This is a genomic window from Rhizobium sp. BR 315 (assembly GCF_050577975.1).
Lineage (GTDB): Bacteria > Pseudomonadota > Alphaproteobacteria > Rhizobiales > Rhizobiaceae > Rhizobium > Rhizobium miluonense.
This window is the reverse complement of record NZ_JARWKZ010000005.1, coordinates 1-25069: the sequence shown is the minus strand read 5'-3', so window position 1 is coordinate 25069 and position 25069 is coordinate 1. Positions and strand designations below refer to the sequence as shown.

The 25069-nt window shown below is 56.4% G+C and carries 25 protein-coding genes; 15 read left to right on the top strand and 10 right to left on the bottom strand.

The genetic code is table 11. From position 1 onward, the window contains the following. Nucleotides 1-272 precede the first annotated feature (272 nt). The 3 genes from QD409_RS07845 (at nt 273) to QD409_RS07835 (ending at nt 5470) form a co-directional block, all read left to right on the top strand. Nucleotides 273-2873 (top strand): mechanosensitive ion channel domain-containing protein, encoded by a 2601-nt coding sequence (locus QD409_RS07845; protein ID WP_430762345.1) that lies wholly within the window; start codon nt 273-275, stop codon nt 2871-2873. A gap of 248 nt (nt 2874-3121) precedes the next feature. Beyond that, the gene (locus tag QD409_RS07840) at nt 3122-3952 is read left to right on the top strand and encodes a response regulator (RefSeq protein WP_092856264.1); all 831 of its coding nucleotides are present in this window, start codon (nt 3122-3124) and stop codon (nt 3950-3952) included. A 186-nt stretch (nt 3953-4138) separates the two neighbouring features. Continuing rightward, nucleotides 4139-5470: a diguanylate cyclase gene (locus QD409_RS07835; protein ID WP_430762344.1), complete on the top strand. Its 1332-nt coding sequence runs from the start codon at nt 4139-4141 to the stop codon at nt 5468-5470. A 38-nt stretch (nt 5471-5508) separates the two neighbouring features. Here QD409_RS07835 and QD409_RS07830 read toward each other — a convergent pair whose 3' ends face one another. The 3 genes from QD409_RS07830 to QD409_RS07820 all read right to left on the bottom strand — a co-directional run bounded on the left by QD409_RS07830 (nt 5509) and on the right by QD409_RS07820 (nt 7792). Next, complete coding sequence (locus tag QD409_RS07830) at nt 5509-6528, bottom strand: GlxA family transcriptional regulator (protein ID WP_348641761.1); 1020 nt, start codon at nt 6526-6528, stop codon at nt 5509-5511. Between the two features lie 303 nt (nt 6529-6831). After that, nucleotides 6832-7038, bottom strand: a complete 207-nt coding sequence (locus QD409_RS07825) for a hypothetical protein (protein WP_092856268.1) — start codon at nt 7036-7038, stop codon at nt 6832-6834. Between the two features lie 442 nt (nt 7039-7480). After that, nucleotides 7481-7792 carry a helix-turn-helix domain-containing protein gene (locus tag QD409_RS07820; protein ID WP_430762343.1) on the bottom strand — a complete coding sequence of 104 codons (312 nt, stop codon included), beginning with the start codon at nt 7790-7792 and terminating at the stop codon, nt 7481-7483. Nucleotides 7793-7881: 89 nt separating this feature from the next. Here QD409_RS07820 and QD409_RS07815 point away from each other — a divergent pair, with 89 nt between their 5' ends. The 3 genes from QD409_RS07815 (at nt 7882) to QD409_RS07805 (ending at nt 12837) form a co-directional block, all read left to right on the top strand. After that, nucleotides 7882-8259: a hypothetical protein gene (locus QD409_RS07815; protein WP_430762342.1), complete on the top strand. Its 378-nt coding sequence runs from the start codon at nt 7882-7884 to the stop codon at nt 8257-8259. After that, the gene (locus tag QD409_RS07810) at nt 8256-10118 is read left to right on the top strand and encodes an AAA family ATPase (protein ID WP_430762341.1); all 1863 of its coding nucleotides are present in this window, start codon (nt 8256-8258) and stop codon (nt 10116-10118) included. The genes QD409_RS07815 and QD409_RS07810 overlap by 4 nt, the downstream gene beginning before the upstream one ends. A gap of 370 nt (nt 10119-10488) precedes the next feature. Next, a complete protein-coding gene (locus QD409_RS07805) occupies nt 10489-12837 on the top strand; it encodes a hypothetical protein (RefSeq protein WP_430762340.1) in 2349 nt (782 codons plus the stop codon). An 842-nt stretch (nt 12838-13679) separates the two neighbouring features. Here the strand turns inward: QD409_RS07805 and QD409_RS07800 are convergent. Next, nucleotides 13680-14666 carry a GTP pyrophosphokinase gene (locus QD409_RS07800; protein WP_430762339.1) on the bottom strand — a complete coding sequence of 329 codons (987 nt, stop codon included), beginning with the start codon at nt 14664-14666 and terminating at the stop codon, nt 13680-13682. Continuing rightward, nucleotides 14663-15721: a nucleoid-associated protein gene (locus QD409_RS07795; RefSeq protein ID WP_430762338.1), complete on the bottom strand. Its 1059-nt coding sequence runs from the start codon at nt 15719-15721 to the stop codon at nt 14663-14665. The genes QD409_RS07800 and QD409_RS07795 overlap by 4 nt, the downstream gene beginning before the upstream one ends. A 258-nt stretch (nt 15722-15979) precedes the next feature. On the opposite strand from QD409_RS07795, the gene QD409_RS07790 reads away from it, so the two are divergent. The 4 genes from QD409_RS07790 (at nt 15980) to QD409_RS07775 (ending at nt 17545) form a co-directional block, all read left to right on the top strand. Continuing rightward, nucleotides 15980-16120 (top strand): hypothetical protein, encoded by a 141-nt coding sequence (locus QD409_RS07790; RefSeq protein WP_430762337.1) that lies wholly within the window; start codon nt 15980-15982, stop codon nt 16118-16120. Between the two features lie 41 nt (nt 16121-16161). Then, nucleotides 16162-16410, top strand: coding sequence for an SIR2 family protein (locus QD409_RS07785; protein WP_430762336.1), 249 nt, complete (start codon nt 16162-16164; stop codon nt 16408-16410). A 206-nt stretch (nt 16411-16616) separates the two neighbouring features. Beyond that, the gene (locus QD409_RS07780) at nt 16617-17207 is read left to right on the top strand and encodes a hypothetical protein (RefSeq protein ID WP_430762335.1); all 591 of its coding nucleotides are present in this window, start codon (nt 16617-16619) and stop codon (nt 17205-17207) included. Nucleotides 17208-17212: 5 nt separating this feature from the next. Next, complete coding sequence (locus QD409_RS07775) at nt 17213-17545, top strand: hypothetical protein (protein ID WP_430762334.1); 333 nt, start codon at nt 17213-17215, stop codon at nt 17543-17545. 65 nt (nt 17546-17610) lie between these two features. Here QD409_RS07775 and QD409_RS07770 read toward each other — a convergent pair whose 3' ends face one another. Beyond that, the gene (locus QD409_RS07770) at nt 17611-18171 is read right to left on the bottom strand and encodes a LuxR C-terminal-related transcriptional regulator (protein WP_430762333.1); all 561 of its coding nucleotides are present in this window, start codon (nt 18169-18171) and stop codon (nt 17611-17613) included. A gap of 319 nt (nt 18172-18490) precedes the next feature. Between QD409_RS07770 and QD409_RS07765 the strand changes: the two genes are divergently transcribed. Beyond that, on the top strand, nt 18491-19078 hold the full coding sequence (locus tag QD409_RS07765) for a recombinase family protein (RefSeq protein WP_430762332.1): 588 nt from the start codon (nt 18491-18493) through the stop codon (nt 19076-19078). 74 nt (nt 19079-19152) lie between these two features. Here the strand turns inward: QD409_RS07765 and QD409_RS07760 are convergent, their stop codons facing one another. After that, the gene (locus QD409_RS07760; protein WP_430762331.1) at nt 19153-19887 is read right to left on the bottom strand and encodes a hypothetical protein; all 735 of its coding nucleotides are present in this window, start codon (nt 19885-19887) and stop codon (nt 19153-19155) included. Nucleotides 19888-20471: 584 nt separating this feature from the next. On the opposite strand from QD409_RS07760, the gene QD409_RS07755 reads away from it, so the two are divergent. Both QD409_RS07755 and QD409_RS07750 read left to right on the top strand, forming a co-directional pair. Continuing rightward, nucleotides 20472-20648, top strand: a complete 177-nt coding sequence (locus QD409_RS07755; RefSeq protein ID WP_430762330.1) for a hypothetical protein — start codon at nt 20472-20474, stop codon at nt 20646-20648. 169 nt (nt 20649-20817) lie between these two features. After that, nucleotides 20818-21363 (top strand): ribonuclease H family protein, encoded by a 546-nt coding sequence (locus tag QD409_RS07750; protein WP_430762329.1) that lies wholly within the window; start codon nt 20818-20820, stop codon nt 21361-21363. A gap of 10 nt (nt 21364-21373) precedes the next feature. Here the strand turns inward: QD409_RS07750 and QD409_RS07745 are convergent, their stop codons facing one another. The 3 genes from QD409_RS07745 to QD409_RS07735 form a co-directional block, all read right to left on the bottom strand. Then, nucleotides 21374-21853, bottom strand: coding sequence for a hypothetical protein (locus QD409_RS07745; RefSeq protein ID WP_430762328.1), 480 nt, complete (start codon nt 21851-21853; stop codon nt 21374-21376). A 417-nt stretch (nt 21854-22270) separates the two neighbouring features. Beyond that, nucleotides 22271-23143: an NmrA family NAD(P)-binding protein gene (locus QD409_RS07740; RefSeq protein ID WP_430762327.1), complete on the bottom strand. Its 873-nt coding sequence runs from the start codon at nt 23141-23143 to the stop codon at nt 22271-22273. Nucleotides 23144-23186: 43 nt separating this feature from the next. After that, a complete protein-coding gene (locus tag QD409_RS07735; RefSeq protein WP_430762326.1) occupies nt 23187-23609 on the bottom strand; it encodes a DoxX family protein in 423 nt (140 codons plus the stop codon). A gap of 119 nt (nt 23610-23728) precedes the next feature. Between QD409_RS07735 and QD409_RS07730 the strand changes: the two genes are divergently transcribed. Then, complete coding sequence (locus tag QD409_RS07730; RefSeq protein ID WP_430762325.1) at nt 23729-24634, top strand: LysR family transcriptional regulator; 906 nt, start codon at nt 23729-23731, stop codon at nt 24632-24634. A 259-nt stretch (nt 24635-24893) separates the two neighbouring features. Next, a partial coding sequence (locus QD409_RS07725; RefSeq protein WP_430762497.1) for a transposase occupies nt 24894-25069 on the top strand: 176 nt, incomplete at its 3' end.

The window sequence follows — 25069 nt, the reverse complement described above, 5'->3', positions numbered from 1 at the left end:
TGTCAGGAACCTTCCTCGGCCTATTTCCGCCAGGCGAAGATGTGGTTGATGCACAGTTTGGCGGAAAGGAATGGACGATATGCGGTTTCGCGGGGGTTTCCGGGGTTAATAAAGGCGAAAATGCCTTTGTGTCGCCTTTCTTTGTCTTACAAGCCGTACGCGTAGGGACTATGAAACTCGCTGTCACAATATAGGACGACTCGGTTCTCATTTTCTGTGGCGATTCTGGTCATCCGTTGCCCAAGACCTAAATCTGCGACGAGGAGCTTTGCTTGCGCCTGTTGAAATTCCGTTTCCCTCTTCTGTCCATTTTGCTGTTGGGGCTGAGCGTTGCCACGACCGCCGTTCCGCTGGTGGGTGCGGATGCATTCGCGCAGGATCAGCAGCCGGCACAGGCACAGCCGGCGGAACAGGCGGACCAACAGTCTCAGCCGGTCGCCAACGGGCTGATCGATGCTGCCATGGCCGACCTGAACAAGGCAAAGAAGGAATACGCGTCCCTACACGACAGCGCAAAGCAGCCGGGCGGCGATGATGAGACGCTGGTGGCGCTTTCCGGACGTGCGGACGAACTCAATCGTTCCGTCACGGCTATATCGGCGCGGTTGAAGCCCCGTAATGCCGAGATCGATGCACGCCTGACACAGCTCGGCCCGGTGCCCAAGGAGGGCCAGCCGCCGGAAGCGGCCATCGTCGCGCAGGAACGCGACCGCCTCAATGCCGAGCGTGCGCAGATCAGCGCCCTGATGCTTGATGCCGATAATCTGACCACAGAGGCCAATCGAGTCTCGATGCAGTTGGTGGATAAACGTCGAAAGCTGTTCACCGAGACGTTGCTGAAGCACACCGAAATTTCCGGCAATACGTTTCAGGATGCCGGGTCGGCGCTTGTTGCCGAGAGCCTCAGCTTCAGCGATGCGGTAACCAGTTGGATCGGATTCGTTCTGAAGGCCAAGCTTGGCTCGCTTTTGGCCGCTGTCCTCCTGTCGGCCGGCGCGGCCCTGCTCTTCCTTTCCGGCGGCTACCGCTTGTTTCGCCGCTACTACGTCCAGGACGAAGCCATCGAGAACCCGGCCTATATCAGCCGGCTCTCCGTTGCCTTCTGGTCCACCTTGATCCGCACCATCTCGCTGGCGGCGTTTCTCATTACGTCGTTTTTCTTCCTTTCGAATTTCAATGTGTTGCGGCCGGATATCGCGCCAATATTGGCAGCAGTCTTTGGCTTCATCGGCCTCGCCTATTTCGTCGGGCGCCTGAGCAATGCCGTCTTTGCGCCTTTCCGGCCGCATTGGCGCCTCGTCAAATTGTCGAACAAGGGGGCGTACTCGCTGACCTGGTGTCTGCGGGCGATGGCTGTGGTCAACGGGTTGGATTATGTTTTCGACCGCATCAGCGAGTCGATGGGATCCCCCGTCGTGGTCACCGTGGTGAAGAGCTTCTTTGCCGCCTTGCTGATCGGCGTGATCTTGATTGCGGCTTCGTTCGGTTCGCCGATGCTCGCCAAGAACGGCGATCCCAATGCGCCGGGGCGCCGCTGGCCTCATGGCATGGCGATCATCCTTCGCGTTCTCGGCATATTGGTGATTTTCACCTCGTTCATCGGCTATGTCGGCCTTGCCCGCTTCATGGCAACGCAGATGATCATGACGAGTGCCGTCATCGCGACGATGTATCTCGGCTTCCAGCTCGGCAAGGTGGTCTCCAAACAGGGTGTCTTTGCCGAAACGATCATCGGCCGCTTTCTGGAAAGCCGTCTCAAGCTTGGCGAGGTGGCGCTCGATCAATGCGGCCTCGTCGCTGGGCTTGCGACCTACTCCGTCGCTCTTCTGACCGGCATTCCGCTGATCCTGCTATCCTGGGGCTTCCACGTTCAGGATCTTGAACTCATCGCCTACCGGCTGTTTACCGAGATCAGGATCGGCAACATATCGATCTCGCTGCTCGGCATCTTCGTCGGCATTCTGTTGTTTGCCGGCGGCTATTTGCTGACGCGCTGGTTCCAGCGCTGGCTCGACAGCAATGTTATGGCGCGCGGGCAGGTGGATCTCGGCGTCCGCAATTCGGTGAAGACGGGTATCGGCTATCTTGGCATTGCCGTTGCAGCGATCATCTCGATTTCCGCCGCTGGTATCAACTTGTCGAGCCTGGCGCTCGTCGCCAGCGCCCTTTCGGTCGGTATTGGTTTCGGCCTGCAGAACATCGTGTCGAACTTCGTGTCCGGCCTGATCCTTCTGGTCGAGCGGCCCTTCAAGGTCGGCGACTGGATCGTTTCGGGCACGTCGGAAGGTATCGTCAAGCGCATCTCGGTGCGCGCCACCGAGATCGAGACCTTCCGCAAGCAGTCGATCATTGTGCCGAACTCGGAGCTCATCAATGCTTCGGTCGGCAACTGGACCCACCGCAACAGGCTTGCGCGTTCGGAAATTCCGGTCTCTGTCAGCTTCGATTCCGATCCGCGGAAGGTGATGGAGATCCTGCTGGAACTCGTGCGCGGCGTTCCGAAGATATTGAGAAACCCGGAGCCGCATGTGGAGTTTCTGCGCTTCGGCCCTTCGTCGCTCGATTTCGAAATGCGCTTCTATCTCTCGGATCTTTCCGACGGCATGGAAATCCGCAACAATCTCCGCATCGAGATCCTGAAGCGGTTCCGCGAGGAGGGGATCTCCATTCCCTATCCGCATCAGGAATTGCATATCGTTCGCGGTGGCGCGCGCGGTCAGCGGGCGGATGTCGCCGGGAAACGGTTGACGGATTCAGCTGACGGTCCCGAGACCGAGGACGAGCTGATCGAAAGCCTCGCTTCCCCGGCCGAGGAAAGTGCGCCTGGCGCAAAGAGCACAGGGCGCCGACGCGGCAGAACGGCAGCTGAGTGACGCGGACCAGCGAGGGAGACGCTGTGAGCCCCGCATGGCGCCTCCTCGCATCCGGTCTGAGGATTTCATAGGACCGCCGATGCCGGCTTGGTTCCCCGGGCTCGGCGGCGGCGTGCGTGCTTGGCAACGGGCGCGCTTCGGATGCCCTTTTTGTTCATTTTCGAGAAACCAGTCGACTTAACAAATATTCAAAGGCTTTTGTTTTAGAAAAACTATAGAGGGGCAATTTTCAAAACGGGTTTTTTACTATGTCATTTCTAGGTGTTTCGGGAATGCAGTATTCCGGTGCGTCGCTTGCTGGGTCGCGCATTCTTCTTGTGGAAGATTCCAATCTCTTCAATTCGATGATCCGTGCCCGGATGAGGGAGCTTCTGGACATCGATGTCGAAATCTGCCGCAATTTCGATGAATTGCAGCTCGCCTATGACAAGTCATCGGAACCGATCAAGCTGGCGATTTCCAACATGAATCTGCCCGGTGCCGAAAAGGGCGAGGCTCTGACCTATCTGCTCGATCTCAGCATTCCCACGATCGCCTTCACGGGAACCTTCCTGGAAGGCACGCGCGACGAACTGATCGCCAAGGATGTGGTGGACTACATTCTCAAGGACAATGTATTCGCCGTCGATATGCTGGCAGAATCGATCTGCCGCTTTCTCACCAACCATCGCCATCACGTCCTCATCGTCGATGACAGTGCGACGGCGCGTGCGCTGCTGTCCAGCCGGCTGAAGCGTTACAATTTCCGGGTCAGCGTCGCGGAAAGCGGCTCCAAGGCTCTCGAACTATTGAAGGCCAATTCGGATATCGGCCTCATGATCACAGACTACAATATGCCCGATATGGATGGCTTCGACCTGACGCGCCGCATCAGGGCGACGACCGGCTCGCATGAGCTGCGCATCATCGGCGTTTCGTCATCCAACAACCGGCTTCTCTCGGCACGTTTCCTCAAGGCTGGCGGCAATGACTTCATCCTGCGGCCGTTCATCGATGAAGAATTCTACTGCCGCGTGAATCAAAACCTGGATACGTTGCTGCAGATCCAATCGGCACGTCGAGTCACCGAACCCGCCTGAAACAAGGCGAAGCGGGCGATAAAAATCCTATAAAATGTGAGGAAGATTCATTTTTATGTGAATGTATGCAATCAGTGGTTCCAATTTTTTCACGAATCCTGTTCAGGATACATTGAAGACGGTTTGGCAGACCTGCGATTGACTGAAAATTCATGTGCCGGAAGGCATGGGAGGAATTTAAGGGAAATGGTACTGCATGTGGGATCCCTCGGCGACGGCACAGGCCATCGCAATGGCGGCCAGAAGATACTTCTGGTGGAGGATTCGCGCATGTTTTCCGCCGTGCTGTCGCATCGGTTTGAAACCGAGCTCGGCCTTGCCGTCACCCATTGCTCGTCATTGAAGGCGCTGAACGAGGCGCTGGAGAATGAGGACCGCGGTTTCACCATGGCGGTGATCGATCTTAACCTGCCGGATGCCGCCCATGGCGAGGCACTGGATGTTGCCGTCGCCCACAATATCCCGACCATTGTTTTCACCGCGTCCTTCGACGTAGCGACGCGTAATCGCATCATGGTGCGCCGCGTTGTCGATTATGTGCTTAAGGATAGCGAGTTTGCGCTCGACAACCTCGTTTCGGCTGTGCAACGCGCCATTGCCAATCGCGCGACGCGCGTACTGGTTGTGGACGACCTGCCGTCGGCGCGCAAAATGCTGACGGATCTGCTGCTCGCCCAACAGTACAAGGTTGCCGAAGCCAGCACGGGCGTCGAGGCGCTGGCGATGATCGATCAATTCGATGACATCGAAGTCGTCGTTACCGACTACAACATGCCTGATATGAACGGTCATGAACTGACCCGCCGAATCCGTCATAGCCATGGATCGGATCGGATGCGCATCATCGGCATTTCGTCGTCGAACGATCGTCTGCTGTCCGCGACCTTCCTGAAAGCTGGCGCTAGCGATTTCATCTACCGCCCCTTCGTCCCGGAAGAGTTGCAATGTCGCATCGCGCTGAATGTCGAGACGCTGACCCAGTTGAAGCAACTGCGCGCGGCGGCGGCGAGCGACTATCTGACGGGTCTCTATAACCGGCGCTATTTCTACGATCACGGCCCGAAGCTCGTGAACGAATGCTTGCGCTCTCAGCGGCCCAGTTCGGTCGCCATCCTCGATATCGATCATTTCAAGAATTTGAACGACACCTACGGCCACGAAATCGGCGACCAGGTGTTGAAGGCGGTTGCCGGCCGACTTCAGTCTCTCTTCGAAGGAAGCGAAAACTTGCTATCCCGCCTCGGTGGAGAAGAGTTCGCCATTCTCTTCACGGAGATGAACTCGCGGGCAGCCACGGCGTTGTGCGACGAGGTTCGTCTCAGCCTGGCCAGTCTAAAGGTGCATGCCGACGACGAGGAGCTGTCGGTTACCGTTTCCATCGGCGTCGCCGAGATCGCCGGTTACGAATCCTTCGATAATTATCTCAATGCTGCCGATCAGTTTCTCTACATGGCCAAGCACAACGGCCGTAACCAGGTCTATTCCGATTTCAAAATGTCCGAACAGGCGGCCGAATAGGCCGCCCGTATTATTGGCTGCTCCGGTCTGAGATCTGCTCAGACGACGATGCCGGTGCGGTTAGTCGACATGGTCAGCTTGCGCTCGGCGCGCTCCTGCTGCGGCGAGCGGTTGTAGAGTTCGCGATAACACTTGGAAAAGTGCGAGGCGGATACGAAGCCGCAGGCAACGGCCACTTCCACGACCGGCATGGAGGATTGCACGAGCAGGTGCCGCGCGCGATCCAGCCGGATTTCGAGATAGTAGCGCGCCGGCGAGCGCCCCATTTCCTGGCGGAAGAGCCGTTCGATCTGCCGGCGCGAGAGGCCGGCGTCATCGGCGATCTCCAGCAGCGACAGCGGTTCGGCGAGGTTGCTTTCCATCAATTCGATGATCGACAGCACCTTGGCGTTCTGGACGCCCAGGCGGGCGCGCAGCGGCAGGCGCTGGCGGTCGTGCGGGCTGCGGACGCGGTCGGTCAGCTGCTGCTCGCAGACGCGATTGACGAGGTTCTCGCCGAAATCCTGGCCGATCAGGTTCAGCATCATGTCGAGCGAGGCCGTACCGCCTGCGCAGGTATAGAGATTGCTGTCGACCTCATAGAGATCGGCATAGACCTCGGCCTGCGGAAAGGTCTCGGAGAAGCCTGGCAGGTTTTCCCAGTGGATCGCACAGCGCTTGCCGTTCAACAGACCTGCCTGTGCAAGCACATGTGCGCCCGTACAGAGGCTGCCGACGGCGACGCCGCGATTGTAGGTTTCGCGCAGCCACGCATTGACCGATTTGTTGTTAAACTCCTCGACATAGATGCCGGAACAGACGAGCACCATGTTTGGCCGGTTTTCCCCACCAAGATAGCGCCGCTCGTCGGCGAGTGCCGAGTTGACCTCCAGCCCGATGCCGCTGGAAGAATAGACCTTCTGGCCGTCCGTCGAGGCAAGCCGCCATGTATAGGCGGGGTAGCCCAGCATGCGGTTGGCTATTCGCAGCGTCTCCACTGCAGCGGAAAACGGCAGCATGGTGAAGTGTGGAACGAGGAAGAAAACCAGGGAACGCGTCTTAATCGGAGTCTTGCTCATATCGTGAAAATCCATGCTCCAGGACCATTCTGTATTCCTTGCGTCAAATACGGCGGCTGGATGGTCTGTTAGCGACATTGGCATAGATAATCGCGGCCGCAAAGGAATATTTGCGTTTACTAAGGAAAATACGGCGCTGGGGAAGGGAGGCTGGAGAAAGGCAAGCAATTTGCCTGAAAAGCTAAATATATATGTGGCTAATTCTCAAGATTAATCCGGAATGCGCGCAAAGATGCGCAAATGTTCAAAAGGCGACACCCGTGGGAGTTGAGCGCCGCCTCAGATATTTACGGTCCTGTTCGATCATCGAATGGCCTTCGGATTCTTGGTTTCATCCGCGGCCGGCCAGCCCAGATCCTTGCGTACGTCGTCGGACAGAGACTCGAGCTCGCGCAGCGAGCGCCATTGCTGCCAGCGATGAGCAACATGAGAGAAGAAGGACGTCAAGCTACCACCGGACGGAAGCGATCCCCGCGCCCTGCCAGTGTGTCTGTAAGTGATTGCTGTCATTTTCTGGTTCCTTTCAGCGTTGGATACTCAAAGGGTCGCGACCATTGAGGACAGTATGAACCCGGCCTGCTCATCAATCAAACGAATAGATCTTATAGTTGTCATTAGGATTATTGAACGATCGCACTTTGCCGGACTTTCGTTCGAGAGCGGAGAGGGTGTCCGCGCCAATCAAATGAAACTCCGAAACCTAGAGAAAGCGACTTTATCTCGAGCTTATTGCGACTTTCGAATCGATAATTCTCTGAGCTTCTAGGAATTTCAGCAACATCGGTCTCGTTTGGATCGATCGCGTAAATCGCAGTAGGTGATGTCTTGATCCCAGCAAATCGCGACTTCAAACAAGAGAACGCGACTTCGAATTGCGAGTTCTGGAGGCGAAGGGCGAGCGCAAAGTCCGGCCAGAGACGGTCGGGCGGTGTTCAGAACCAAGCGGGCCGCATTACTCGCCCTGTTTTCGGACCGACCGATTGCGCACCATCACGCTCTCGAGCTTGTTGAGTCGAAAGTCGTCACCAACCGCGTTGTTGTTGACAAGGCCCCAACCGGCTGCATTGGTCGGTGGGAGAAATTCGATGCCGCTGTTCTGATAGAATTTCTGCAATTCGACCGCAGAATTCAGCACTCCGCCGCGTCCTCGTTCGACCCGCTGGATGGTCGATCGTGAAACGTGAGTATGCGCCTCGACCTCATCCTGGGACAGCCCGAGGAATTCCCTGGCGAGTTTAAGAATGATCGCGGGCACTACCAACATAAGGATTCATTGGCATGGATCAGAACGTCGATCAAATCGGCGAAAAGAGATCTTGACCAATGAAGCCCAGGGCGTCAAAGAAGACGCCATTGGCGTCATATCTGACGCCAAGCGAATCCTTTGGGCACGGTGAAGAAATGAAATCACGAATCATGAGTTCGCGGCTGTCGGTGGAAATCGACCGGCTTGAGAGTCTTCTTAGAGATCTTCGGCGCGTTGAGATGGGCACGCTCCGCGCGAGCGATCTGGGAGACTCGCTGCCGACGCTCGAAGGATACAGCCTTTCAGTCGGGCAGGTATCATGTTTGGAAGGCATCGTGTTTGGCCATCCGAAGCTCCCCGATGGAGAGAGGATTGTCACCAGTCAGATATACGCCTTCCTCGAATGCGATGGACAGCTTTTCGGGCGAACGAAGAACCGCTGGTACAGGTTGAATTCGATCGAAGATCGAGGAGGCCGGGTATGAAACATCGGATCACCGCCGCGGCGTTCAAGGAACTAAAACGGAATCTCGGCCTCTTTCTTTCCACTTGCTCCCTCCGGGCGACCTTGAGACCCTTCTGCCAATTCAGGCACGACACGCGGGGAATCTTTGTCGTGATAGTCTCGGCGAGGTGGATCCGAAGGTATGAGCGAGCTGCCGAGCTCCTGATTACAGGCGAGCGCAGGGTTCTCTTCCAAAGGGACGTGTCACGCCGGCTTGTTCATGTCATCGAGCCTTCGTCGAAGCAACGGAACGATGAACGGATCGATACGCTCGGCGTGCATCATCAATTGATTGTTCTCACCACTTCGTTCGATATCGTACCGGCAAATGTGCGCCGCGCGGCGGATGTGATCATCGATGTCCGGTCGCCGACGGCGCGACACATTGCAGCGGGGCGCAGGCTCGCGGGACTTCCTCCGCTTCCGCGCGATCTCCTGCGAAAGCTTGCACAGCAGGATATGAACACAATCGAATCCTTGGCAGGCCGTCAATCGTTGTCGGAGACCGATTTCCCACTCGTAGATGCGGGGCAAAGCGTGAACAAGATTCCTAGACTCAGCGGGCTTCCAGGATTCACTATAGCTCGAACCTGGGTCGCCGAGCTTAGAAGGGACTTGCGGGACTGGAAAGCCGGCACGTTGGGCTGGAAGGATGTCGACCACGGTGCAATCCTTTCGGGGGCTCCGGGGACGGGTAAGACATTCTTCGCCGCGGCGCTCGCGGCCGAACTCGAGATTCCATTGATCGCGACGTCCGTCGCAGCTTGGCAGGCCAGCGGCGACGGATACTTGGGCGATATGCTCAAGGCGATGCGGGCGTCTTTCACAGAGGCCCGCTCGAAGAAGTGCGCCATCCTTTTCATCGACGAAATCGATGGTATCGGGAGACGGGGATCCCGTGGGCGAAACGCGTACTATGAGTCCAATGTCGTCAACTGCTTCCTGGAGCTGACCGACGGGCTGGTCGATATCGAGGGGGTCATTCTCCTAGGGGCGACCAACCGCTTGGAGGACATAGATCCAGCCGTACTTCGATCTGGGCGCTTCGAAGAGCATTTCTACTTTGATCTTCCCAACGACGAGGAACGGGCCGCGATATTATGTCATCACGTCTCACAGGTCGTCGATGTCTCGCAGGTTCGAAGCGTCACTGACGGCCTTCGCACTGCGACGCCAGCCGATCTTCAGAAGCTGGCACGGAAGGCGAAGCGCAGCGCGCGAAGCAGGGGGAGCGCGGTGACGCTGGAGGACCTGAGAACGAGTCTTCCCGCGAGGAGAAAGCTTCCGGAAGCTGCGGTCCTTCGCATTGCCGTGCACGAATGCGGTCACGCTATCGTCGCGCTGGCGAGCAGGTTGGTCGATGAACTCGTCGTGGAGCTGGAGGACAGCGTTCTCGAAGAACGTGTCGACCTCCAGCAAGGCGGAAGGGTGCAGTATCAGATGACGGAAACCGTTCTTCCCACCGAAGCAACGCTTCTCGCCCGAATCCGCATTGCGCTCGCCGGCATGGCTGCAGAGGAGGTCGTCCAAGGCTCTCGTTCGATCGGAGGCGCGGGCGCAACCGGGTCCGACCTCGACACGGCGACGCAAATCGCGAGCAAAATGGTTCTTTCTTATGGGATGGGCAAAAGCCTGAGATTCCATGCCGACCAGCAGAGGATTGCAGCGGGCTTCATGCCCACGATGGAATTTCATGCGGAGATCAGCGGCATCCTCAGCAAAGAATATAGAGCTGCCAAGGAGTTGCTCAGCAATGAGAAGGCAAGATTGATGAGAATGGCGGCCGAGCTTGTCGTCGATCGGCGAATGGAGATCAAACGAGATGCACGGTTGCAGTGATGATGTCGTGCCAGAGCAGTCTAGTAGATAGATTGAGCATTGCATCTCCTGCACGTTTCGAAGCCGTCGATGCAGTGCTGGTGGTCATTCCGCCCGTGATGTCCTTGCCAGCGGGTTAGCAGTCCTAATGCCCGATGTCTTCGCGTCGGAAACCCTGGCTCGGCTTGGGGCGGATGGACAGGAGATTATCATCCGGTCTGTCGAACGTCTCCAAGGAGCAGGGTGAAGCATTGTTCAGCGTCTTCAACAGGATTCAATGACCCCGGTGTACATCGACACCGATGGTCATGTCGTTGCTGAGCTCTCCCGGATTAGTGTAGCCCGCTCACCCTGAACTTCGGGATCGAGCAACAATAACTATGTGAATTGAATGTCTGATAATTTTTCTCCGAAAGCTCTTCAACGCAAGATCGATGCGTTCTGCCAACTGCGTTTGTCCTCGTTCTTGACGGCGGATGAGTTCGATCGCCTGCGCGGTTATATGCGGATGCTGATCCAGACCCGCACGCTTCCACCGCGCGTCAATGAAAAGACCGATTGGACATCAATTTCCGATAACTGCCGGGTCGAAATGCGCCTCCTCGCTACCAATGAGCGGCTCATCGACCCCGGCTTGGACGCGATCGCACGATGGATCAGCAGCGCCGTAGCGTCGCGCAAAGTGCCGACAAAACCAGCTCATAACTCTAAGGGAAAGACCGCAACACAAGGAAAACCTCTCCGAGTGGCCCAATCTCAAACTGCACGCACGCAGGCAGTATGGAGAGGTCCGACGGTCGAGCCCCCTTTTGGAGGGGCCGCTCCGGCAGACAGCCCATTCGTGGAATTCCCAACGCCATTGTTCGATCAGTGGATCGATCCTCCCGATTTCGCAGAAGCGCTTCAACTACATCTGCGGCGGCACGACGAGACATATTGGAAGCTCTATCGTGCTGTCATCGGCCCAGATGAACCGATGGCCAAAGGGACCCTTCTAAGCTGGATAGAAGGTCGCCGAGTGCCCCGGAGCACCGATAGCTTCGAGGTGCTTGGTCGCATTGAGCGGCGTTATCGGTTACCGGAAGGGTACTTTAAAGCGAAACTGCCGCATCCATCACGCTCGGCATCAGGGTTTAATCTCTCTGGTATCGATCCTGCGGAGCGGCGGCGCATGGCATGGCACCTGCCGGATGATTTCAATTCGCTCTCGTTTCAGAAGCGAGAGGAAATTGTCGAATGGGTTCGCCGGGTGGTCATTAGTGGATCGACCGATTATCGGCAATTTCAGGCGGCCGCAGTAAAGCAGCGTTACGCAATCCGCTTTCCTGGAGTTTCGTATGGAGGACAGGCGCCGCAGGACGGGAAGATTGCGATACCGGTCGACGATGAGCAAGGGTGGATTGAGGATCCCGATCTTCTATCCGGCGTTATCGATGCGCCGCCGGCACTTGCCATAGAAATGGCAGATCTTGTGCGTTTCAAGACGTCGGCCCTGACATCTATTGGGTTTCAGCGCAACGGGATCTGGGCAGAGGATACCGCTTCTCAGAAGATCGAACATTTAGGACTCATGTTCGGCGCACTGGCCGCTTCAAAGCAAGGCGAGGTCGGTGGGTACGGCGTGCCTGTTCGCCAACTGACCTTCGGCCTGCTTCTGTTTCCCGGCATCTGGGACTGGTATCTGCAGTGGCGGGAAAGCCGGCGCGGATTCTATACCACCTGGGAAGTGGATATGTTGCGCATTGCATTAGCTATCACCAAGCAGGATACCGGTTGGCTTCGGCAGCATCCGGAACTTCTCCAGAGGGTCCAGCCGATCGCTGGTCTCATCTCGCAAAGCGAAATCGATTATGCGAGGGACGACTGGCAGGGTGCATGTGATGATTTTCATAAGCACGCGTCACACCGGGTGAAGGAGATCCAGCGCATAGCGCGCGTGCACCGTGATCCGTTCGAGCCGATCATGCCAGTCTTGGAGGCGCCGAGCCCCGTCGGTGAGTATCGTAAGATTACCGAGGAGATCCTTCGTCTAATGCCGGATGAGGAGCGCTACCCGCGCCCAGCCGCCGAAGCAGTGCGCTCCTTTTTGATGCTGAGGCTCGGATTGCATCTCGGTCTTCGGCAAAAGAACCTGCGTCAACTGATGCTGTGCCCACGTGGTCAGGCGCCCCGCTCCGAGCGCATTCTTGAAAAGATGAAGCGCGGCGAAATCCGTTGGAGCGACCGCCATGGAGGCTGGGAAGTCTTGATCCCAGCGATTGCATTCAAAAATGCACATTCCTCGTTTTTTGGTGACAAGCCCTTCCGGTTGGTTCTTCCCGATTTGCTCGACCTTTACAAATACATTGACGCCTATGTCGAAAACCATCGGGCGGTGTTGTTGCGAACGGCGTCGGATCCAGGCACCTTCTTTGTCAAAACGGTGAAGACGACGAGCACGGAAGCCGCTTACGATATCACCAGCTTCTATGAGGCCTGGCGGCTCATTATTCAGCGGTACGGCATCTATAACCCATACACGGGCCGCGGCGCGATCAAGGGGTTGCTACCTCATGGCCCCCACAATGTCCGCGATGTGCTGGCGACTCACATTCTTAAGCAGACGGGTTCCTACGAGCAGGCGAGCTATGCCATCCAAGACACTGCGGATATGGTGGCAAAACATTATGGTCGCTTCCTCCCGCAGGATAAGGCAGCCCTGGCAGCACGCATACTCAACCAGGTTTGGGAGGCTGCGTAATCGGATCGAGGAGCCGAATGCCGGATTCGATTTTGTGATGCCCGCCTAACGCGCGACATTCCTGCGCTGATGTTCAATGCGCTACGGGATCAAAGCAAAAATGTCCTCGTTTGAAATTGGCGCCCACCGGTTTATATTTTTCGTCAGCGGCAGACAAAGATGCTTCCGGAAGGTCGCTGTTGCCGGTGCACCTTCAGAGGTGGGTACACCACGGTAAGGCACACGCGTTCGGCGGCAACGCCATGGGAAGGGCTTCTTGCTGGAGCCTTTTTCGCTTCTATTGCCCTGAAAATCAGGGCCGGTGCTTCTCGCAGTATGGAGCAGGCGATGTCAGATCCCATTGTCAAAGCGATCGTTGCGGCCTGTATCGGTTTGCAGTTGCGTTGCCGTGAAAGGGTAATCGCTTTAACGCTCCCAATCGTCGAGGATGCCAACCTACAGTCCGCAAGTGAGGTAACTCGTCAGAATGTCCGGTTCTCTCGCGAACGCGTGAAATCACTTACAGCTACTGAACTCTGCGATGAGATCAGGCGAAGCTCCGAGAGCTTCGATCAAGCCGATACGACGCGCCCTACAAGATAGGGCATCCAGAATACAGGACGATCGTCAGCGAGCATTTCTGCACCTACTTTGTTGGGATGTCTCTGAGAGAAGATGTAGTTGGTCGCGTCCTCTAGGCGAGTGTATTGTACGAAGTCGAGTCCGAGGTAGTATCATATGATGTATCAGGTTCGCCGTAACGGCGATTCATTGCGAATGTTCGCCTTGGGCTGATCGGCAAGGTCGTGCCGGTAGCGTGGCGTATCGTTCGGAAGTGAGCTAATGCCGCCATCGTGAACGCGCTAATGGATGCTTTCACCTAAATCGTTCAAAAGCGGTTCCATCTCAGCCTGGGTCAGTGGCCAAGCCGTCTTTGCCTTTCTGGGAGATTTCCACACAGAAAGATAAACTAGAAGAACCGCTGGTTGACTGAATATTGGATTGTGGCGTTTGATATGGTCCTTGATCCGCTCCGCTATGAATGGTTTCTCAGCCAACAGGGAGTCCAGTTCCGAGCGATAATCTGCCCCAACCGTCTTCTCGTAGGCAGCTAGAAGGAGCCCCTCAAGCACGGATGGCTTAGGATCGATACCCAAGGCGTCGCGATATACGGATGACAGATCAGTTGTCATGTGACGGACGCTCGATAGCGCGACTTCCACATCTTTCGCAACCTTCTCAAAGTAATCGTTCGTTGCCTCGAGTAAAGCCATTGCTTTAGCAGCGTCTCGCTGCATGATCGGCGTCGCCGCGATTTGGGGTTTGTAGATGGTGTCGTGCGTTAACTCGCTATAAGCATGTTGCAGAATGGTCTTGATCTGCACTTCGCAGGGCGTGCCTGCTGGAATCAGTAGGTCCTCATATTCAAGATCAACGGCAGGCCGCACGACATAATGTACAGCCGCATAATCGAATTTTAAAGGGTTCCCTTTTTGTTCTTCTTCAAAATCTCGATCTTTTGAATGCTGCCAATGCTCAACAGAGGTAAGGACCTGCTCGACCTTCCGTATTTCGCTTCCGAGCAAGACAACGAATCGGGTTCCAACCTTGTCGGTTATATCGTCATATGGATTGGTATAATCTTTATTACGATAGAACGCCTTTTCGATCAGCTTCTGGCTTTCCTTGGTTCTGGGCACAGCCGGGATACGAAGAAAATATTCCGGCGGTTGAGGAGCAACGATATCCGTAAGGCGGGACTGGATCTCCTGGGATACTAGCCGCCCCCATGCGAGATAGATCTTCTTTTCGGCTTCCCAGCGATCGAGGATTTCTTGCTCCCGCGTCACTCTTGGGCCTCTATCCGTCCGCGTATCGTTACCTGTGTCCAAGTCGCTCCTTGCTCGCCTTCGATGGCCTGCACGGTTACCAGGTCACGAACCGCATCCGGCGGCCCACTCAGGGTGATCGAACGCGCGAATTTGAATTTTCGAAGTCGGAGGCTTCCCGCTACTTCTGAGAGATCCTTTGCCACGGCGGCGACGGGGAACCTGACTCGTCGCATGTGTGTGAGATAATCTTCCGCGAGGTCCTCGTCCATATATGTTTCTGCGAAACGGGACGTTTGAATTGTATTACCCTGATCGAGCTTCAAGTAAACGTAGAGACCATTATAAAGATCTACCCTTCGCTCCTCGGCCAATTCTGCCGCGCGGATGAAAGCCTTGGTTTCCTCGAAAAACTTGCGCACTTGCTGGGCCGCATTCACGGGTATGTCTAGGCCCAAGAAGCCGCTATAGAAATAGGTAGCAGCGTTGTCGCGTTGGGACGCAGTCATCGCGCTGTCGTAAACGATCGCGCTCCATCCTTCGGGTAGTGCTGGACGAGGATGAGCGCCATCGCTGACGAATATGCCAATCTTATAAAGCTTTGTCTTGGGACTGAGGAATAGATCCGAGACGAATTGCGCTTGAAGGTCGTTAGTCTTGACGAATCCCTCATGCAACTCCGCCTTCATAACGGCGAAAAATGGCGCTGCCGGATTCCCAACTGTTCCGTCGAAAACGACGACCAGACCGCCTGGCATCTGCCTAGACGTCTGTGCGCTGGCGAGGGCATCTGCGAACAACCTCGAATGCTGCGCAAAGCGATCGTTATTTGTAGCAAGGGCGTCAACGCCGTTCGCCAGCACACTTCCTTGCCCATGCACCCGGACTGACATCTCCATGCACTGCGACGAGCTCTGAAACGCTGCGCTCACTCTGCTCCGAAAGGCCTGCAAGGCTCGATCATCCAACACGAGCAGACCGGCTCCATAAGTCGGAGGCACAACTGCTCCGCCATCAGCTCTCTGATACACCTCGTGCAGGCAAACGCGATTGATTGTCAAATTGTCCAGCGGCATAAGATCCTCGCATCGTCAGTGCGAGACAATTGAGAATAGAATTAGTGATTCTGCAAGAACAACTAATGCGTATAAAGAAAATGAACTGCATATATTCTCTGCTTGTTTGATTTTTGACGATCTGCCCCGTGGGAGCGGCTTCATGTTTCCATCAGGAACTATGACCGATTGCTTGGGCAGGGTGCGATCTTCGCGGCATTGGAGAAATCGATAGGTTCGTCGCTGCGCTCACTTCGGTCTTTCGGGCTTCGGGTGTCGATGTCGACTACCATTGCATTCCGTGGGGCGCGCCGGTTTATGGAAGGCGTCGTCAGGCTTACGAAGCTGCACGGGTCGCTCGACTGGCTGTATGACGTCGACCGCAAATCGATCCGCCGCATTGGCCTACCACTGCTCTGAGGACCCATTCCAACATACCGAACGTACCAGTCGATACAGTGTTGATTTACCCGAATCCTGCCAAGGATTTCGAAACGACCTGTTATCTATATGCCGAGCTGTTCCGAGACTTTGCCGCCTCTGTCTGCAGGCCGAACACAGTACTTTTCATTTACGGCTATGGTTTCGGCGACGACCATTTCAACGGGGTTATCCTCGACATGCTTGCGATCACCCCGACGCATGTGGTGATTGCTGCGTGGTCGATGAGCTTCAGGCTTGGGGCCTTTCTGGACATGACGAGGGCCTAGACGACTCCGCTATGAGGTCAAAGGGTTTTTGACAGCGGCAAGGCGCAGTTAACCTCACCATTGGAAGCCGCATTGGTGACGGCCCATAACGAGCTTGGCTGGATGCCATTCTTCGCTGACCAAAATCGGGCACTCGTGCCCTAGCTCAATGACGAATCCTTTAATCGAAATAAGGCAGCGTCTCCCGAAACAACAGGGAGATGCACATGTCCATCGGGAACAACCCGAACGTCATCAAGGTCACCGGCACGATCCGGGAAATCAACGGAAGAACTTTCATGGGCCGCAACGGCCTGGATGTCATCGACGACATCTGGCACTACGCCTATGTGGTCGTCGAAAACACGAGCGGTGAGCTTCTGAAATTTGAGCGGGTTACCACTAACGAGAAGATCGATCCCGAAATCGAAGTCGGCAACACCTGTACGTTCTATTTTCGACGGATATGGTCGTGGAAGCAGTCTATCTTTCATCTCATCGCCAGCGAAAGCGTTGGCCGCGGCGTTAATAACTTCGCGTTTGCGAATGCGGGCAAAGTCGCACATGCGATGACAATGGCGAAAGCCGTACCAGGCGCCTACATTCTCGGACTGGCCATGTTCGCCTTACCGGCTCGTTTTACGATCGGCCTGAGTCATGCCCTATGGTTGGCTCTTATCCCGCCCGTTGCCTTGCTGGTCCTCAACAACATGACCAGCATTGAACGTGTCCGCAAGGATTCGATCGCGCTCCAGAAGGAACTAGAACGGACCCGCGTCGGCCAGAAGTTCGACGGCCGCGAATTGAAGACGATGTGACAACGATGGCCATTTTCGACGCCCACGTCCGTAAACGTAGAATCGTGCTCCTGCTCGGCGCTCTCGTTGGCATCCCTTCTCTCGCTACGCTGGTGATCGCGGCGATCATCGTCTTCAGTTCCATATCGCCGATGATCTGGAATTCATGGTCGACCCACGCCGACCTGCTGGCACAGGAACAGGCTCGCGGCGCCCGCGTTGAAAAGGCTGCCCAGGAAGAAACCTTCACCACATTGTGCTCTGCCTATTTCGAAGCGTCATTCTTCGATAGGTGGCTGCGCTACCGAGATCGCCACTTGTGCGAAGCATTCCGAAACGGGATGCCGGGGCGATCATAAGATCGGCGTGCTCTCGTACGTGGACATGAGCACCGATCTGTAGATTTCACGATCTTGTCTTGGGGCTATCCTTCCGAGGGCAGTTCGTCGACGGTTCCTGCGGATATGGAGATGGCGACGAGATGCGCAAGGTTCTCTGCCCCAAACCGTGTTTTCAGACGCTCGATTCTATGATGGATGGTCCGCTCGGAGCGATACGAAGCCTCGGCGATTTCCCTGATGGTCGCTCCTTCGGCGAGCAGTTGCAGGATACCAAGATCGACGTTAGCCGCGACCGGCTTTGAAACCGTCGGCAGCACAAACTTTACTTCCATCAGCACGATACACCACTCGCTCCGGCTCTCGGGATTCCTTTGCGGCAGGATCAGGCGGTCATACACCATGTTCATGTCGAGGACAGTAGCGGCGATGCGGTCAGCCTGAGGACGGCGGTGCGCCGTTGCCCTGATGTAGGCCGGGATCATGATCCTGCGAAGATGCCGCTGATCAGGAAAGTCGGATAGTTTCCGGGTCTCCTGAAGATGCTGCATCGTCAAAAACTTCGTCGGCACCTTGTACCTGTGGATGATGTCCAAAATGAACTCTGAAGGATCGTCGGCACGCGTATCGACAACTGCCAGCATCATGTTCGGCCGCAACATTTCGAGGATTCGAGCATAGATTCTTGTCGCGTCCCGGTGACCTGCCGGATTGTAGATCCATGCATCCGTCATCAGCCGGGAAATCAGCTTGAATGATGCCAGTTGCTTCATCGCCTCGACGCCGGTTGGGTGAGAAACCCGCAATCCGAGGACAGAAACGAACGGTTTTGTCACGACGCGTGAAACCGCTTTGATCCATGCAGAAGCCTTTGTCAGCGTTGGTCTAATGAACTCACGTCATTTCGGAATGGCCGCACCGCGAAACCGTTCGTTTCTGTCAAGGCGTTTTGGGATGCGGGCTGGCATGGAAGGATTCGACAGCACGATGGCGAGGATCGGATACGCAAGGGTGTCGACGGTCGACCAGCACCTCGATTTGCAAAAGGATGCCCTGCTCGCCGCGGGATGCAGTCGAATTTTCGAGGATTGCGGTGTCTCTGGTGCGGAATGGCAGCGCAATGGATTGGACAAGATGCTTAGGGCTTTGCGGAGGGGGGACATTCTAATAGTCTGGAAATTGGACCGTTTGGGACGGTCCCTCGGCCATCTTGTGACAGTCATCGAGCGGCTGCGACGTCGCGGTGTCGAGTTTCAGTCTCTTACTGAAAGCATTGACACATCCTCTCCCACCGGAAAGCTGTTGTTTCACATTGTTGCATCGATTGCCGAATTTGAGAAATCTTTGCTACGCGAACGAACCATCGCTGGGATCGAGTCCGCAAGAGCGCGCGGAAAGCAACCGGGAAGGCGCCGGGCGCTTACTGAGGAACAGTGTAGAGAAATTCGTGATGCGCTGGCTGCGGGGAGCAATCTTCGAGAAATCGCAAATAGGTACCGCGTTCATCCACGCACAATCACCCGAGGAATGGATAGGCTCATAAGAACAGGTTGATTTTAGGTCTGAAGCGTATCTCGACCGGCAGACGCCCTTTTGCGTCAAAGGTGGTGCATCACTCCATTCCTATTCTAAGATGTTGGCGAGATCGGGGGCATGACGTACCCTCTCGGCTTTTTGCGAACGGTGGTTTTTCGATACGTCATGTACGGCATCGCTTCAGCCTGCATTGCGTCGATAAAGCGGTGGACGTGAGGAAAAGGCGTGTGCCATTGACCGCGAATATCTTTCATCGCAGCTTCAAGTTGGATTGGTGATCGAGGGAATACACCACAAAAGAGCTTGAATGCCACCAGTGGGCTCAAGTCTATCCGGTCCACATGTGCGGGAACTGGTGGCATTTTTCGTTCCACCACGCTCCCAAAGTGGGTATTCGCTCTTGCCGGCACCGGGAATAAGCACACCCAGCCACCCAGATGTTCTTTAAGCCTTGCCCGGTTTATCACGTGGTCCGCATGTATTCCAGAGAGGTCTCGACCCGAAAGGTTGAAAGTAGATAACGCCTGCGTCTGGAGTGCTGTTCGGTACTGATTGCAGGCGACCCGAACCCAAATTTGATCATAGCCCCAAGATGCCGGAGTATTGATCCCCCGATACTGTCCGCTTATGCGATAGGCGCCACAGCAATCCACCTCCGCCAACCGTTTGACAAGTAGACCACGGCTGATGGCCCACGTGTACAGCATTGACAAGTTTCGAAAGAAGAGCGGGGGTAGCTCTCCGTCCTCCTCATACATCGTCGCGAAGTCCAGCCTCGCGGTTGTCATCAACCCCACCAGAGTTTTCTCAGGTATTGCCCAGGCCATCCATTCCCACCACTTGCACGCAAACAACTGACTTATAAGTGAGTGCCCTTTGAAACTCCTTAAGGAGTGGAGATCTTCATCTCATGGGCACATGGCACGCCGCACGTATTACTTCGAGGTCTTTGTCCGCGCGTCGGCCGTGTTTAGCAGATGTATAGTCAGCTCCAGCGAGTTCTCGCGCGCCCAGTCCTTCCATCTATGTACAGGTCCATCCGCTGGAACGTCCAAGGTCAGTCGAAAGCCATTCTTATCGACCCTGCTGCCGCTCAGCCCGTGATCCTCTGGAGTCGGCGACGTCGTGAGCCAGACGCCTACGAAGCCCTCCACAGAGTCCATATCGGTCGAAACGTCGCCTACCGTCGGACCGTGTTTCGCGACCCCTCAAAGATGGTGCACGGATGTGTAATGATAGAGCTTCATGCGTCCCCCTGCTTGTGCTGTTCTCCGAAGCGTGGTGCCCGCTGCGTTGGTCGTCAACATCTCACCGCGCTGGCGGCGATAAGGATCTTCACTGGGACGGAGAGGTACGAAGACAAGGCGAAACCGAAACCCTTTGCTCGTTTCGCCGGTCCTGGCGAGCGTCTATGCGACGGAGCGATCCAAATGCTCAAGCGTGCCTTTTTGCTTCAATCCTAACGACGAACCAGCATGTCGACTACTTCGTGAAGATAGAGCTCGAGGGGCGCGTCGTCCGTCTCGACAGGGCCGAGTACGACATCAGCACCGGCGCGGGCACCGGCATCCGGCGCGAGGCGGGCTAGTCTCCTTCATCGAGTGCATCAGCCCGAATGTAGCAGGAGAGGAGACGATGTCGTTCTACCCGGCCACAAACCGGTTGAAAACCCGCGCGGAAACGCCCGCGAATCCTTCGGCCTCTGGATGGCGCCTTATTCATCTGGCATGGATTCAAGGGCTATCCAAGGAGCCGACATGGTATTCGCCTCCGCCACATTGAAGGCGCTCATTGCCTCTCCATCAGATCTCAAGGAGGAGCGCAACGCCGCCGAGGCGGCCCTTCACACCTACACCGATGGTTCCTTCGACGCCGCCCACAGTTCCGGAGGATGGGCGTTCGTCGTTTATGAAGGCGACCGCCAGTTATATGCCGCTTGCGGCAAGGGAGCCGGAACATCGAACAATACGTTCGAAGTCCTCGCCGTTCTGAACGCAATGGTCTGGATCACCACCGAGGCCTCGGCACAGTCGGTCACGCTCTGGACCGACGCCGTTCACGTCGTCGAAGGCTGCCGCCGGTGGAGGGCCATCTGGCGCGCTAACGGCTGGAAGCGGATCACGCCGAACGCGCATTCGCGACGCCGCCCGATCCCTGACAGGGAAATCTGGCAGCAGCTCGACGACCTTCTGGTGCGGCATCCGCATGTGGTCGTGGCATGGTGCCAAGGACATTCCGGGGCTGAAGGCAACGAACTGGCCGACATTTTGGCGCGCAATGCCGCACGCTCGGCGTTAACTTAGCCGGCGGCTGTCAGTCGCAGTGTTTCGGTGCCTTAAGCGTCTTCACCATTCTGTCCACCAGTGGCCCGAACCGCTTTTGCTGCGCGGCGGGGTACTCGAGTGTGAAGTTCCCCATTGCGTTATCGCAGAGCGCAATCTGCCGCATGTAGATGATCCGGTCGCCCTTGGCTCCCGAAAGGCTCGCCCAAGATGCACCGCGCTTCTCGTAGGTGAACTTCCAGCCTTCCTCGGATTCGAACTTCTTTCGAAGGTCACTCTCCTGGCTGAAGCCGCCTTCCGTCAGATAGTTACCCCAGACCGATAGCTTCGCCGTCCCATCAGCGCTGTTAAGACCAATCCCGTCGCCGTTGTCGGGCGTCTGAACCGTTTTGAAGTCCGATGGAAGGTCGATCACGTAGCCGAAGCGGCCGTTCTCGTAGAGTTTAAAGTCCGCGGCGACGACCGACGTGGCAAATACACATGCGGCGAAGATAATGGAGAAGCGGTACATGGCAGGCCTCTGATGTGTCTCGCGCCAGAGGAAGTCACGAATGCCGATTGGAGGTCAATAGGTAGTCGAGCCGCCGCGCGCGTGGGTCATTGTCCTGGGGAGGCGGAAGTCATGAAGTTCTCAGTATATTGGCGGTTACTTTATTGCATGCCGTCTTGAAAGCGATGGGCGCCCAAATGACCGCTGTTCGGTAGCAGATGCCACCAAGTCGGCTCTCGGCCGAGAACAGGCGAGCCGCTATGAGATGAAAAGACGCGGATAGCGGACTTTTCCTAAGCCAAAAAGTCCGCTATCCCGAGATTCAGAAGATTAGGCGGTAGTAGAGCCGCCTCGTGTTGCCTTGAACTGTTGAGTGCTTCCCGCGACACGTCCGACGCAAAAGCGGGTAATCTCCGTCATGCCTGATCCATCCCGGACTTACGCCTTGGCGGCGTTCTGTGCAGCCTGGAAGACTTCTCGTGCGGACGTCGTACCCGCTACGTGCTCCGTGCCCTCAGCTCCGAGGTCCATCCATCCCGCGTTCACGGCCTCAAACATCTCTTCGGCAGGCCCGGTGCGACCCTTCGGGATGCCGAACTGCTCGAACGCTTCCGCCCAACCTGCACGCGGAACTGCAAAGGCTTTCACGTCGAGTTCTAGGACTTCACCCAATTGCGCCGCGACTTCATCCGCACTGACCATCGAACCGAGCTCGATGACGCGCTGTCCTGACCAGGCTGGCTCGGTCAAAAGGGTTGCGACCTCCGCACCGATGTCGTTCGTCGCGACCATGGTCGATTTCCGGTTTGTCGGATTGTAGTAGACCGGTAGCGTTCCGCCCTGGGCGACCTGCAAGCCGTAGAGGAAGTTCTCGAAGAAACCTCCTGCGCGCACAAATGCGGCTGGCGATATCAGGTCGCGAAACCCTTGCTCCAGAAGCGACAAGGCCGCGATCATCCCGAGCCCGCTGGTCCTGTTCGCACCCATCGACGAAAGCGCGACCACCCGCGGCGGCGCTGCCTTGGTGAGCGCCTCGACATAGTTCGCGATCACGGCCTTGGCTTCTTTATAATCAGGCGATGGGGCCCAGACAGACGGCAACATGACAAACGCTCCTTCGACGCCGTTGAGCGCGCGGTCGATGGCTGCCGCATCATTCCAATCGCCGTCTACCAACTCCACACCCTTGTTCGCCCAGCTTGACGCCTTCTTGCGATTACGGACGAGCGCACGTACTTTCTGGCCTTGTGCCAACAGATGTTCAGCCGTTGCACCACCGACTTTTCCGGTAATTCCCATGACTAAAAACATGCGTTTTCTCCTGATTTTAGGAACAGAGCACTGCCCTGTTGGTTCAATTTGTGAGCGGCAGAATGGCTCGGATACGGGGATCGCGCAGATAGAGGCCGCCCCATGTCATCGCGCCCAGAAGCAGAGAAATAAGTTCCGGCGGCGATCCCAGCTCACCGATGCGGACATGGGCGCAGATCGCGCCTCCCAGAAAGCCCGTCACCAGGATCGCGCCGAGGACGGCGGTGGCCGGAATGGCGTAAAGGATGGCGCAGGCGAGTATGATCGGACCGAGGACACGGGTCAGATCCATCGCAAACCCGGTTTCCTGCAACATGCTCGCAATCTGTGCCGGCGCGAGAAGCTGAATGGTCCCATCTGCCACCAGGGCGATAACGACAAATGCAGTCATTATTTGGCCGGGCCACAGGGCGCGATTCAAGATCATGGTTTCAGGCACCTGGTGCCGGTTCATGGCTTCGGACACTTGTCATTCTCCAATGGTGGATCTCAATATCCGAAGCTTACTGTGCCGTTTATGTATGATAAATATCGAGGAAAGGAACTCACTGTTCTCTCAGGGGGAAACAATACCGAGGCACAAAAATGCATAATCTCGAACCCATCCTCATATTCGTAACGGTCGCGGAAATGGGGAGCTTCACCCGCGCAGCCGATAGCCTCGGCATCCAAAAAGGCAGGGCTTCGACGGCGGTCCGGAAGTTGGAAGAAGATGTCGGTGTCAGGCTCCTGCACCGGACGACGCGCAGTGTGCAGTTGACGGAGGACGGACGTGCATTTCATGCCCGCGCCCGCGATCTGCTTGCTGAGGTCGATGACCTACACACGATGTTTGCGGACGACCGCGTGGCACTTCGCGGGCGTTTGCGGGTCGACCTTCCGACCGAGGTGGCGCGCACAACGATCGTGCCCGCCTTGCCGGATTTCATGGCGGCTCACTCCGAGTTGGAGCTGGAGCTATCGAGTACGGATCGCCAAGTCGATCTGGTTCAAGAGGGGTTTGACTGTGTATTACGCCTTGGTCCCATCGGGGACGAGACGCTGATTGCCCGCCCACTGGGCCTGTTGCGGATGGCCAATGCTGCCAGTCCCGCCTATCTGGCGCGCCATGGCGTCCCCCGATCGCTCGAAGATCTTCAACGGCAAGAACATCGGACAATTCATTTTTCGACGGTGCTGGGAGCAAGATCCTATGGATGGGAATATCCTGACGGCGACGGTTATGCGACGCTTCAGTTGCCGGGTGCGCTACATGTCAACAGCGCGCAGACCTACGACGCCGCTGCCCTCGCCGGCCTCGGCCTGATTCAGGCACCAGTCTTGGGGATTGGCCAATACTTGGAGAGTGGCGCGCTGGTGGAAGTTCTTCCCGATTTTCGTCGCCGGGCGATCGCCGTGTCTCTCGTTGTCGCACATCGGAGCAATCTGTCACGCCGAGTCCGCACATTCATGAAATGGATCGAAGAGGTGCTGACGCCGTATCTGGTATAGATGGCCGCTCTCGGGACAACTCACTTTGGCGGGCAACCGCGAGGATGAGGGTGCGAAACCGCCCTCAAGTTGCTTTGACGTTGGTGGCATTTGCTACCGAATAGCGCAAATGTCCGGCGCAGACGCGCTGAAATTCTTTAAGCTTCAATAGGATAGCAAAGTCTAACTCAGGAAGGTTGTCGGAAGTTAGGCGATGTTGACAAAGTGGGTTCACAAATCAGCTTTGGTCTGATTCAAGACTACCTTTTAGGAGGCAGTTTTGGCACGTGGCGATTTGAGCGATGCAGAGTGGCGGATCATCGAGCCACTTTTACCGAGGGAACGCGGGCGCAAGTCGCGCCCGTTGCATGATAATCGGTGCTTTTTGAACGGGATGCTTCACGTGCTGCGGGTCGGTTGTCCGTGGCGCGATATGCATGAGCGATACGGCAAGTG